This window comes from Alitiscatomonas sp. (genome assembly GCF_037242085.1).
Classification (GTDB): Bacteria; Bacillota; Clostridia; order Lachnospirales; family Lachnospiraceae; genus Alitiscatomonas; species Alitiscatomonas aceti.
The window spans coordinates 1-11,253 of sequence record NZ_JAXXBR010000120.1 but is presented as its reverse complement, the minus strand read 5'-3'; the positions used below and the strand labels follow the sequence as shown (position 1 = coordinate 11,253).

At 54.7% G+C, this 11,253-nt stretch carries 9 protein-coding genes, 1 pseudogene and 1 other annotated feature; of the genes and pseudogenes, 6 read left to right on the top strand and 4 right to left on the bottom strand.

The window, feature by feature from the left end; translation table 11 throughout:
* Positions 1-177 precede the first annotated feature (177 nt).
* The 4 genes and pseudogenes from WIH05_RS12435 to WIH05_RS12420 form a co-directional block, all read left to right on the top strand.
* A pseudogene (locus tag WIH05_RS12435) lies at positions 178-408 on the top strand (metalloregulator ArsR/SmtB family transcription factor); the annotation flags it as partial.
* A gap of 102 nt (positions 409-510) precedes the next feature.
* Positions 511-1,449, top strand: a complete 939-nt coding sequence (locus WIH05_RS12430) for a CobW family GTP-binding protein (protein ID WP_337425457.1) — start codon at positions 511-513, stop codon at positions 1,447-1,449.
* An 11-nt stretch (positions 1,450-1,460) separates the two neighbouring features.
* Entirely contained in the window at positions 1,461-1,694 is a 234-nt protein-coding gene (locus tag WIH05_RS12425; protein WP_022273437.1) for a thioredoxin family protein, read from the top strand.
* Positions 1,694-2,707 carry a permease gene (locus WIH05_RS12420; protein WP_337425456.1) on the top strand — a complete coding sequence of 338 codons (1,014 nt, stop codon included), beginning with the start codon at positions 1,694-1,696 and terminating at the stop codon, positions 2,705-2,707. Before WIH05_RS12425 ends, WIH05_RS12420 begins: the two co-directional genes overlap by 1 nt.
* A 108-nt stretch (positions 2,708-2,815) precedes the next feature.
* Here the strand turns inward: WIH05_RS12420 and WIH05_RS12415 are convergent, their stop codons facing one another.
* The 4 genes from WIH05_RS12415 to WIH05_RS12400 all read right to left on the bottom strand — a co-directional run bounded on the left by WIH05_RS12415 (position 2,816) and on the right by WIH05_RS12400 (position 8,050).
* Entirely contained in the window at positions 2,816-4,177 is a 1,362-nt protein-coding gene (locus WIH05_RS12415) for an amidohydrolase (RefSeq protein WP_022273439.1), read from the bottom strand.
* 284 nt (positions 4,178-4,461) lie between these two features.
* Complete coding sequence (locus tag WIH05_RS12410) at positions 4,462-4,983, bottom strand: nitroreductase (RefSeq protein ID WP_022273440.1); 522 nt, start codon at positions 4,981-4,983, stop codon at positions 4,462-4,464.
* Between the two features lie 123 nt (positions 4,984-5,106).
* Entirely contained in the window at positions 5,107-6,051 is a 945-nt protein-coding gene (locus tag WIH05_RS12405; RefSeq protein ID WP_022273441.1) for a hypothetical protein, read from the bottom strand.
* Between the two features lie 100 nt (positions 6,052-6,151).
* Positions 6,152-8,050, bottom strand: a complete 1,899-nt coding sequence (locus tag WIH05_RS12400) for a DUF885 domain-containing protein (RefSeq protein ID WP_022273442.1) — start codon at positions 8,048-8,050, stop codon at positions 6,152-6,154.
* Between the two features lie 204 nt (positions 8,051-8,254).
* Positions 8,255-8,512 (top strand) — a binding site (T-box leader).
* A gap of 39 nt (positions 8,513-8,551) precedes the next feature.
* Between WIH05_RS12400 and metG the strand changes: the two genes are divergently transcribed.
* Both metG and WIH05_RS12390 read left to right on the top strand, forming a co-directional pair.
* A complete protein-coding gene (metG, locus tag WIH05_RS12395) occupies positions 8,552-10,528 on the top strand; it encodes a methionine--tRNA ligase (protein ID WP_022273443.1) in 1,977 nt (658 codons plus the stop codon).
* Positions 10,522-11,253, top strand: a 732-nt coding sequence (locus WIH05_RS12390) for a TraX family protein (RefSeq protein ID WP_337425454.1), incomplete at its 3' end; no start/stop codon positions are given. The genes metG and WIH05_RS12390, both read left to right, overlap by 7 nt.

Sequence of the window (11,253 nt, the reverse complement as noted above, 5' to 3'; positions counted from 1 at the left end):
CCTTTTTTGTCTTAGGAATAGTTCCTATATTTGCCAATGATAATTATACACTAACGATGTCTTTTTACGCCATTTTTCATTGGCGGCCCTTTTGGAAAAACGTATTGACAAAATTCTATATGAGACTTATAATGCAAACATAGAAAAAAATCTATATGTAAAAGGGGATATGTAAATTTGGACTACGCAGAATATGCCAGGCTGTTTAAGGCTCTTTCGGATCCCAAGCGGCTGAAGATCGTCCATATGCTGGCAGGAGGCGAGCTCTGTGCCTGTAAGATTCTGGAGGAATTTCATATTACGCAGCCGACTCTGTCCCACGATATGAAGCTTTTGACCGACGCGGGGCTTGTGATCCCGCGGCGGGAGGGAAAATGGACCCATTATTCCCTAAATAAGACCAGAGTGGGAGAGATCTGCCGGGCGGCGGAGGGGCTGATGATCCCGGAGGCGGGGACAAGGGTCTGCGGCTGCGGGAAGGAAGAGAGAAAAAAGGAGGACATGGAAAAAATGGAAACTGTGAATACAAAGCTGTACGTTCTGACCGGCTTTCTGGGCTCTGGAAAGACCACGGCGTTATTAAAGCTTCTGGAGAGACTGAAGGGCAGCCGGATCGGGGTCATCCAGAATGAATTCGGGAAGCTGGGGATCGATGGAACGATCCTGCGGAATGACGATATCCAGATGGTGGAGATCAACCGGGGCTCTATTTTCTGCACCTGCCAGAAGTTAAATTTTGTCAAGGCCCTGGCGGAAATGGCCCAGCAGGATTTTGACTATCTTTTTGTGGAAAGCTCCGGCTGGGGAGATCCCTCCAATGTCCAGGAGATCCTGGATGCGGCGCGGATCGCTTCGGAAAAGGAATACGACTTTAAGGGCGTGATCTGCTTTGTGGACGCGGTGAACTTCCTGGAGCAGGTCAAGGATGAGGAGACAGCCTTCCGTCAGCTGAAGCACTGCAACCTGGCGGTCATTACAAAAACAGATCTGGCGGATACGGTCCAGGCAGAGCAGGTGGCAGAAAAGATCCGGGAGATCAACCCGGTGTGTGAGATTCTTGAAAGTGTCAATGGGGAAATGGATCATTCCTTTTTACAGAAGGATCTGAGGATCTTCCAGTGGGCCGAAAGCGAGGAAACCACCAACTCAGTGGAAACAAAGCCCAAGTCCCTGTTCATGGAATACGAGGGCCAGGTGGAAAAAGAAAAGCTCCACAAATTTTTAGCGGCAGTGGCTCCGGATGTACACCGGATCAAGGGCTTCTGTGATCTTAAAGAAACGGGCTGGACCCAGGTGGACGTGGTAGGCTCCCTGATCGACTATAAGGAGTGCGGGGCCTTTGAACGGTCCCAGTTGGTGTTTATTTCAAAGATCGGCCCCATGGTCATAAAAAAGATTTTCTCCGCCTGGGAGGAGCATGTGGGCAGCGAGATGAAGCTTAAGAATTAAAGGAGGATAACATGGTCATAAAGGTGATCGGTATGGGATGTGAAAACTGCGATAAGCTGTATGAAAATGTGATGGAGGCCGTAAAGGAGACTGGCAGCGATGCAGTGGTGGAAAAGGTCGGAGACCTGATGGAGATCGTGAAGCTGGGCGTCATGGCGGCGCCGTCGCTGATGATCGACGGTAAGCTGGTGATCGCGGGACGGACGGCGAAGACATCGGAGATCGTCCGTCTGCTGAAGAAATGATGGAGGCAGGAAAGGGGCTGTGGAGCCTGATCCAGGACCAGATCCTCGGCATGAAATGGCTGAAGGACGCGGTGGGAGCGGGCCTTACGGCCATGGGAACCGATATTTCCTCCAGACTTGGCGGCAGCGTACATTTTTTTATCTATGATATCATTAAGATCACGATCTTATTATGCACGCTGATCTTTGTGATCTCTTATATCCAGAGCTATTTTCCGCCGGAGCGCAGCAAAAGGATCCTGGGCCGGTTCCATGGGCTGGGGGCCAGGATCGCGGCGGCCCTTCTGGGAACGGTGACCCCGTTCTGCTCCTGCTCCTCCATTCCCCTGTTCATGGGATTTACGGGGGCAGGCCTTCCTCTGGGCGTGACCTTTTCCTTTCTGATCTCCTCCCCCATGGTAGATCTGGGGAGCCTGGTGCTCCTAACGAGTATTTTCGGTGTGAAGATCGCGGCCGTATACGTTCTTTTGGGACTTTTTGTGGCGGTCCTTGGGGGGACGGTGATCGAAAAGCTGCACATGGAGGCTGAGGTGGAGGAGTTTATCCGGATGGCAGGCCGGGTGGATCTTGAAGGTCCGGCGCTTACGGTCCGGGACCGGCTGGCCTATGCCAGGGACCAGGTGGAGTTCACCTTCAGAAAGGTATTCCCGTATATTCTTGCAGGCGTGGGCATCGGAGCCGTGATCCACAACTGGATCCCCGGGGAATGGATCGAGACTGCCCTGGGAAGCGGAAATCCCTTTGGCGTAGTGCTGGCCGTTCTGGTGGGTGTCCCCATGTACGCGGATATTTTCGGGACCATCCCGGTGGCAGAGGCGCTTTTGGCCAAGGGCGCCCAGCTGGGGACCATCTTAAGCTTCATGATGGCGGTCACCACCCTGAGCTTTCCGTCCATGGTCATGCTGGGAAAGGCGGTGAAGCCGCGGCTCCTGGGAACATTTGCGGCGGTCTGTACCGTGGGGATCATTTTTGTGGGTTATAGCTTTAATCTGTTCCAATATCTGTTTATATAAAGACAGGCGGTATCTGTCTGAAGATACCGGAAGGGAAAAGAACAGGGGGCGGATGCAGCTCATATGGGCTGCACCTGCCCCCTGCTTGAATGGATTGGCTTTTCGGCGTTATCTCTGACAGAAATCCAGGGTAACGGTGCCGTCCTCGTTGTAGATGACAGCGTCTTTATCCATGGTCAGATTGTCAATGGCAGCCAGATACTCATCTTTGGACTTAAAGTAAGGCTTCGCCTCGGCGAGGACCTTCTTTGCCCTGGCGGCGTCGTTTTCCAGGAACATGGAGGCAGCTACGGTCAGGCACTGGGCCGGATACAGGCAGCCGGCTTTCTTGTCAGCCACATAGTAGTCCTTGCCGTGTCCGGTGCCGATGGAGCCGCTGGCATGGGGATGGATAGCCGGCATGATGGCGGAAACATCGCCCATATCGGTGCAGCCGGTCCCCCAGGAGCCGCGGGTCACAGTACCGGGCCCGGTCACCGCTTCCATGGCCTCTGTCAGGATCTCCGTCATGTTGGCGTCGTTATTTAAGGGGAAGTAGCCCGGATGGTCGTCCAGCTCCACATTGCAGCCCAGAGAGGCGGCCGCTCCGGCCAGAGCCAGGTTTACCTTTTTATTATAATCACGGATGCTGTCAAAGGAAGCGCCGCGTACATAGGATTCCACCTTGGCTGTCTCCGGGATGGCGTTGACGGCTGCTCCGCCCTCGGTGATGATGGGATGGAAGCGGATGTGCTCGCTGTCCACGAAGGTCTCGCGGATGGCGTTGACGGCATTCAGTCCGCAGGTGGCCGCATAGAGCGCATTCTTTCCGGCTTCCGGAGAACCGCCGGCATGGGAGGCCACGCCCTTGAAGGTGATATTCTTGGTGATACAGCCGTTGCAGCCCTGGCTGACGGACAGGGTCTTTCCCTCGGGAAGCTTTCCGGAATGGATCATCATGGCCATGTCAACGCCGTCAAAGTAGCCTCTGGAAATAAATTCCACCTTTCCGCCGAAATACCGGATCACGCCCTGCTTCCGTAATTCCTCCCGGAAGCCCAGCTCGATCAGCTCCTCGGCCGGTACAGCCATGAAACGGATGGAGCCGCAGAGACCATCCAGCGCGCCCGGCTCCTTCATGGCAGCGGCAACTCCCAGAAGGATGGCACACTGGGCGTTATGGCCGCAGGCATGGACCGCGTGAGTCTCGGGATCCGCGTCCGGGTGATTTCCAACGATCAGGGAATCCAGCTCTCCTAAGATGGCGATCTTCGGTCCGGGTCTTCCGGTGTCCAGATCGGCGTAGAAGCCGGGGATGTTTCCGGCTTTGGTGAGGGTGTAGCCCAGGGCCTCGAAATGCTCCTCCATATATGCGGAGGTCTTCCACTCCCGGTATCCGGTCTCCGGGTTCTTCCAGATATAGTCGGCGGTATCGTAGATCAGGGATTCATACTTTGCGACCATTTCCATTAACTGCTTTGCTCGTTCCATAAGATTTTCTCCTTTCTAGGCTGCATGGAAACTGACAGGACCGCGGTCAGTTCCCATGCATTTTCGCTTCTTCTATTATAGCGCAGAATTGCGCCATAAGAAATCGGAAAATGAAAAAATTATCTGGCGGCTTTGGAAATGGGCCGGAACCGTATGCAATTACGGCTTACCCAGCTTCATAATGCTAAGGGCCAGGCGTGAGCCGCAGGGAACCATGGTACTGATCTCAAGAAACTCCTCTGGGCTGGGGGTATTTACAGCGTTTCCCGGCGGGGGTTTACGCGCTATTTTACATATACGACTTTTCCGGTGCGCTCCTTGGGCTCCACCGGTACGGAGGGATCCGCATAGCCCAGGGCGGCCACGCCGTAGATCACATGGTCTGCGGGAACGCCGATCTCGTTTAACAGGGCGCGGACTGCCGGACGGTCGTTGATGTTCTGCATCTGGTTGATCCATACGGAGCCGACGCCGTAAGAGCGGGCCGCCAGGAAGATATTTTCCATGGCGCAGGCGTTGTCCTCCTTCCCCCATGGGCTTTCCTTTTCATTGGAGGGGATGATCACAGCGGCAGGACCGTACATGTCGTAGCCTTCCCGGCCCAGTTCAGTCCCGATGAGGCCGCAGAGACGATGGATGATCTCCTGGTTTGTGACCACGGTAAACTGCCAGGTCTGTTTTCCCATGCCGCTGGGAGCATGGAGGGCAGCCTTTACAAGGTCCTCCAGGACTTCGGCGGGAATGGGGTCTGCGGTGAACTTCCGGATGCTTCTCCGGGTCAGGATGGCGTTCATTACTTCATTCATATTCATTTCTCCTTTACATGGAAACTGACAGGTCTGCGGGCTTCGCCCATACATTTTTGCTTCTTCCATTATAGCGCAGAATTGCGGTATAAGAAATCAGAAAATGAAAAAAAGATCCGCGGCTTAAAGCTCCCAGGAAAATTCCCGGTACCGCTCGGGGCCTTCCAGGCGGTTGTCCCAGGAGGTGTCAAAACGGACTGTCACAGAGGTTATCCCACATTTTTTCAAATATTCCAGATTTTCATTATTTTCCGTAATTACATGGAAAAATTCCTGGCCGTGGGCTTCAAGGCTGTCGGCAAAGGCAGCCATGTCCTGGTCAAAGGGCGGAGCGTAGATGGGAAACTCCAGGTAAAGAACAGAAGAATCCCTGGGGGATCCGAACCGCTTTAAGGTCACATTCTGTCCGCGGTAGCGCTCATCGGAAAAGTACTCCTGGTTGAACTCCTCCACCTGTTCCAGGACCGTTTTCTGGATCGCCAGCTCTTCCGGCTCCTGGGGAAGGGAAAAGGCAGAGTCTGTAAGGAAGAAGCTGCCTTCCTGCTCCGAGGTCAGGATCCGGTCCGGGTCGCTGCTGGCGGTTATCTTTAAGGTATGGAGCTTATAGGCCCCGTAGGGAGTGCTCCGCAGCGCATCTGCCGCCTGGCGGTAGATGGCGGCTGCATCGGGAACATCATATTTGGACTTCTCATCTCCGGCCAGCTGGATATTTACAGATACGGTCCAGTTGTTATACAGCTTTTCCTTCCTCTGCTCATCCATCAGCAGAGGATCTTCAGAAAATTCCATGGAGGTATCGGTGATCTCAAGATCGGTCTGTGTATCCGCCCAGGAAGCCAGGGAATCGGTAAAGATCTGGCAGAGCTCCTCATAAGAGGTATTGTCGATGACTGCCTGGATCTCCTTTAATTTTTTTTCATACTCTTCCTTGGAGTGGGACTGGGAATAGGCCAGGAGCTCCTCCATATCCGGCATCGTATCAGCAGAGACCGGAGCGGACGATTTATGGGAGCAGGCAGAGAGATGGAAAACAAAAAGTAAAATCAGAAAAAGAATGGATCTGCCCATAAAACACCTCCTTGAACAGAAATTATAAATTAGTGTCTGTAAATATTATACTATATAAAGTATAGACAGTAAATATAATTCTGATGGAGCCCGCAGCCTGTCAGACCTGTTCCTCCAGCCAGGCCGTAAACCGGGGGCGGATCACAGAAAAGGGCACAGGCCCCAGATCCAGGAGGAGTTTGTGGAAGTCCAGGGGAGAAAAACGGCTACCCAGGGCGGCCTCCGCCTGCTCTCTCATGTCCATGTATTCAATATATCCTCCGCAGTACTCCAGATAATTGGCTGGGTTATCGATCATCACCTGCCACAGCTCCCGGACCGTCTGGTCGTCGGCCTGGAAGCAGGAGCGGATGAATTCCCCGGCTCTGGCCTCGTCCCAGCCGTCATAATTGATCCCGATATCCAGCAGGCCATGGACGCAGAGGGACAGGGAGCGCATATGGGCCCGGTACTTTCCGGCGGCCCTGGAAAGGCCGTTGTCAAAGGTACAGGCGATATTTTCCACATAGGTGGCCCAGCCCTCGTTGGCTCCGGAGCAGCTTAAAAGAGCGGACAGCGGCGTTTTCGCGTGGGTCCGGCTGTATACGGTCTGGTAGAGATGGCCGGGAAAGCCCTCGTGGGCCAGGGTGGTGTAGAGGTCCTTCCGGCTGTCGGTGGAGCCGCCGTTGATGTAGATGACGTTCTGGTCCCTGTCGTCCACAGGAGCCGTCAGATAAAAGGCGGGGCTTAAGGAGGCCTCCAGACAGGATGGCACCTGGCGGACCTCATAGCCGCACTGGGAAAGCTCCGGGAAAAGCCCCTTCATCTGTTCCTGGAGGTCCAGGAGGATGGCCTGGGGATCGGTCAGGGAAAAGGAGGCGTTTTCCAGACCGGCAGCGGGAGTCTCCCGGAGGATCCGGCCCAGGGCCTCATAGTCCTTTTGGATCCTGGCCTTTAAGGCCTCCTTAAGCTCCGGGACCGTATAGGAGAGTCCGGGCCCGGTTTTTACCAGGTATTCATAATACTGCTTCCCGTCCCTGGCTCCGGCCAGGCCGCCGTCGTTGATCCCGCGCCCCTTAAGAGCGGTCATGCCCTGGATCATGGCCTCGTAGGCCGGAATAAAATGTCCTTGTATGGCGGACAGATGGCGGGAGTGGAGGTCCGCCTTCTGCTCTGCGGTCAGAGGGACCTCTTGTTCCAGGGACGCCAGCCTGGCGGCAAAGGTTTCAGTGAGAAAGTTCTGGTCCGGATCGATCCGGTAGCTCTCACAGGATTCCAGGATCCGGTCGATGGTGGCATCCGAGGGACCCAGGCCCGCATCGGCCTTCTGGTTTTCAAATTCCAGGATCTGGGCGTAATAAGCATCGGTCTGGGACAGAAGGTCCAGGTAGTCCTCCACGTCCTTTAAGGAGTGGAAGGAATATTCTGCCAGGAGAATGGGAAGCTGGGCCTGGACACCGATGGTGGGAGCCAGGGGCTGCTCATAAAGCTCCAGTCCCCGGCCCATGAGGGAGGCCTGGAGGGTCTCGGAAAGGGCGTCGTACACCAGGGCCTGGTCTTCGGTGAGCAGGGAGCGGTCGAAGGCTGCCAGCCGGTCTGCCAGCTCCTGGACCGCCGCCCCGGACTGGATCATGTCCTCCAAAGTGCAGGTACCCAGCCTCGGTTCTCCGGGAGAGATCCCGAAGGCTTCGGGCCGCAGCAGCGTATAGTGGAGGTCCAGGGTACCGGCCTGGGCCATCTCCTCCTGGAAGACCTGGGTGCAGAAGGCGTCGAAGGCAGCCTGGGCAGCGGCTATGTCCTCCTGGGACGGACACCCGGGAGCCCCGCCGGACTCCGAAGCCGCGCTGTTTCCCGGGACGGTGCTGTTTCCCGGAGCGGTGCTGTTTTCAAAGGCCGCGCCGCTTTCTCCGGGCTGCCGGATCCTCTGACGGCCGCAGGAGGTGAGAAGCAGGGACAGGGCCAGGAGCCCCCATAGAAGTATGTACGGATTTTTTCGGGAAAAGCCATGTTCAGGCCGCATGACGATACCTCCTTGAAAAGCCGGGACAGAGCCGGGAAGAACGCCCGGAGACCGGCTGTATACCGCCAATATATGATGGGAACAGAAGGGGTATGCGCTGGTTCTTTTTTCAAAGTATTCGCAGATGCCCGCTGCTTTTGCCTGCAGGCGTTTTCCCAGTCTTGACAAAACCGTTGGAACAGGATAGACTAGGGATATAATAGGGAAAAGGCTGTGAAGGGAAGAGTACGCAAAAAGGGAAGCTTTCAGAGACCCCGGATGGTGCGAGCGGGGAGCGGAGCTTTTGCAGAAGATGGTCCCGGAGCTGCGCGGCTGAAGGAGCTGCCGGTAAAAGGGCAGAGAGTTGAGGCCGCGACGGAAGCGCCCGTTAGCGCGTCAGGCTGTTTAAGGCAGCCGGTGAGGGGGATCCTGTGAGGGATCTCTGAATTAAAGTGGTAACACGAGGGAGAACTCGTCTTTAAGAGAAGACGGGTCTTTTTTTGTCTTAAAGGAGGATTTTTTATGTGCAAGAATTGTAAGAAGCCGTATTATATTTCCACGGCCATTGCCTACACATCCGGAAAACCGCATATCGGAAATACGTATGAGATCGTGCTGGCAGACGCCATTGCGCGGTACAAAAGAGAACAGGGCTATGACGTATATTTCCAGACCGGAACCGACGAGCACGGCCAGAAGATCGAGTTAAAGGCCCAGGACGCCGGCGTGACGCCCAAGGAGTTTGTGGACAACGTGGCGGGAGAGATCAAAAATATCTGGGATCTGATGAACACATCCTATGATAAATTCATCCGCACCACTGACGAGTACCATGAAAAGCAGGTGCAGAAGATCTTTAAGAAGCTCTACGAAAAAGGCGATATCTATAAGGGCCATTATGAGGGCCTTTACTGTACTCCCTGCGAGTCCTTCTGGACCCCGTCCCAGGTGGTGGACGGAAAGTGCCCCGACTGCGGCCGTCCGGTACAGCCCGCAAAGGAGGAGGCTTACTTCTTCCGTATGAGCAAATATGCCCAGAAGCTCATCGACCATATCAACAGTCATCCGGAATTTATCCAGCCGGTATCCAGGAAAAATGAGATGATGAACAACTTCCTGCTGCCGGGCTTACAGGATCTCTGCGTATCCAGGACCTCCTTTAAGTGGGGGATCCCGGTGGATTTCGATCCGAAGCATGTGACCTATGTATGGCTGGACGCCCTGACCAACTATATCACAGGGATCGGCTATGACTGCGATGGGAACCATGATGAAAAATTCAATAAGTTCTGGCCGGCAGATCTCCATCTGATCGGTAAGGATATCATCCGGTTCCATACCATTTACTGGCCCATCTTCTTAATGGCCCTGGATCTGCCCCTTCCCAAGCAGGTATTCGGCCATCCGTGGCTCCTCCAGGGCGACGGAAAGATGAGCAAGTCCAAAGGAAACGTGCTGTACGCCGATACGCTGGTGGACTTCTTTGGCGTGGATGCAGTCCGTTATTTTGTACTCCATGAGATGCCCTTTGAGAATGACGGCGTGATCTCCTGGGAATTAATGGTGGAGCGGATGAATTCCGATCTGGCCAATATCCTGGGCAACCTGGTGAACCGTACCGTTTCCATGACCAATAAATATTTCGGCGGCGTTGTGGAGAACAAGAACGTCTGCGAGGACGTGGATGATGACTTAAAGGCCGCTGTTTTAGAGGCTGTGAAGAAGGCAGACGAGAAGATGGAGAAGCTGCGCGTGGCCGACGCCATCACAGAGATCTTCAATATCTTCCGCCGCAGCAATAAATACATCGACGAGACCACTCCGTGGACTCTGGCAAAGGATGAGGAGAAGAAGGACCGTCTGGCTACGGTGCTTTACAACCTGACCGAGGCCATCACCATCGGCGCGTCTCTCCTGTCCTCCTTTATGCCGGAGACGTCTGAAAAGATCCTGGCCCAGCTCAATACAGAAAAGAGGACTCTGGAGGCCATGGACCAGTTCGGACTGTATCCCAATGGAAATAAGGTAACGGAGAAGCCGGAGATCCTGTTCGCCCGTATGGACGTGAAGGAGGTCCTGGAGAAGGTGGAAACCATGAAGGCAGAAGAAGCCAAGGCCGCCGGAGAAGAAGAGAACGCCCAGGAGGAAAGCGTTGTGGATGTGGAGAAAAAGCCGGAGATCACCTATGATGACTTTGCAAAGCTCCAGTTCCAGATCGGCCAGATCGTAAAATGCGAGGAAGTGCCCAAGTCCAAAAAGCTGCTCTGCTCCCAGGTGAAGATCGGCTCTGAGACAAGACAGATCGTCAGCGGCATCAAGGCCTGGTACAAGCCGGACCAGATGGTGGGGAAAAAGGTCATGGTCGTTACCAACTTAAAGCCGGCAAAGCTGGCGGGAATGCTTTCTGAGGGCATGATCCTGTGCGCTGAGGACGATGAGGGAAATCTGGCTCTTATGACTCCGGAAAAGGATATCAAACCTGGCTCCGAAGTATGCTAGGATGGCAGAGGACGTACTCTGCATCCGACCTTAAGCGGATCGCCATGGGGACCATGGTCCTGGACCATCTGGCGTTCCATCTGATGGAACGCGGCGGCACGGACCTCCCTATGGCCTGGTATATACTGGGAACAGCCATGCGCCTTGCGGGGCGGGTGGCTTTTCCTCTTTATGGTTTTTTTCTGGTCCAGGGCTTTTTCCACACGGGAGACTGGGAAAGGTATATGAAGCGCATGGTCCTTCTGGCTCTGGTTTCAGAGATCCCATTTAACCTTATATGCAGCGGAAGGCCGATGTACCCGGTTCAGAATACGCTGGTAACTCTTTCCATCAGCCTTCTGGCCTTAAAGGGGATCCGGGCCGTCCAGACCTGGGAACCGGAGGAAGGGGCCTTTGGAGGCCGTGCGGGGGCTGTGTGGCTTAAAACGGCGGCCATTATCCTTACAGCAGCTGCTTCCATGGCGGCGGCCGGGCTTTTAAACTCCGACTACGGCCCCCTGGGCGTGCTTTTTATCCTGATCCTGTATTTTTATAATGGAAATTTCCAGGCCCAGAGCCTGGCGGGAGGAGCGGTGCTGATCCTTCTGGAGGGAATCGTCTGGGGCGGCTTCGGATGCATTGCATTTTTCTTCATCAGCCGTTACAATGGAACCAGAGGAAGGCGGCTGGGACATCTGCCTTATGTGTTTTACCCGGCCCATCTGCTCATCATTTACTTCATAGGA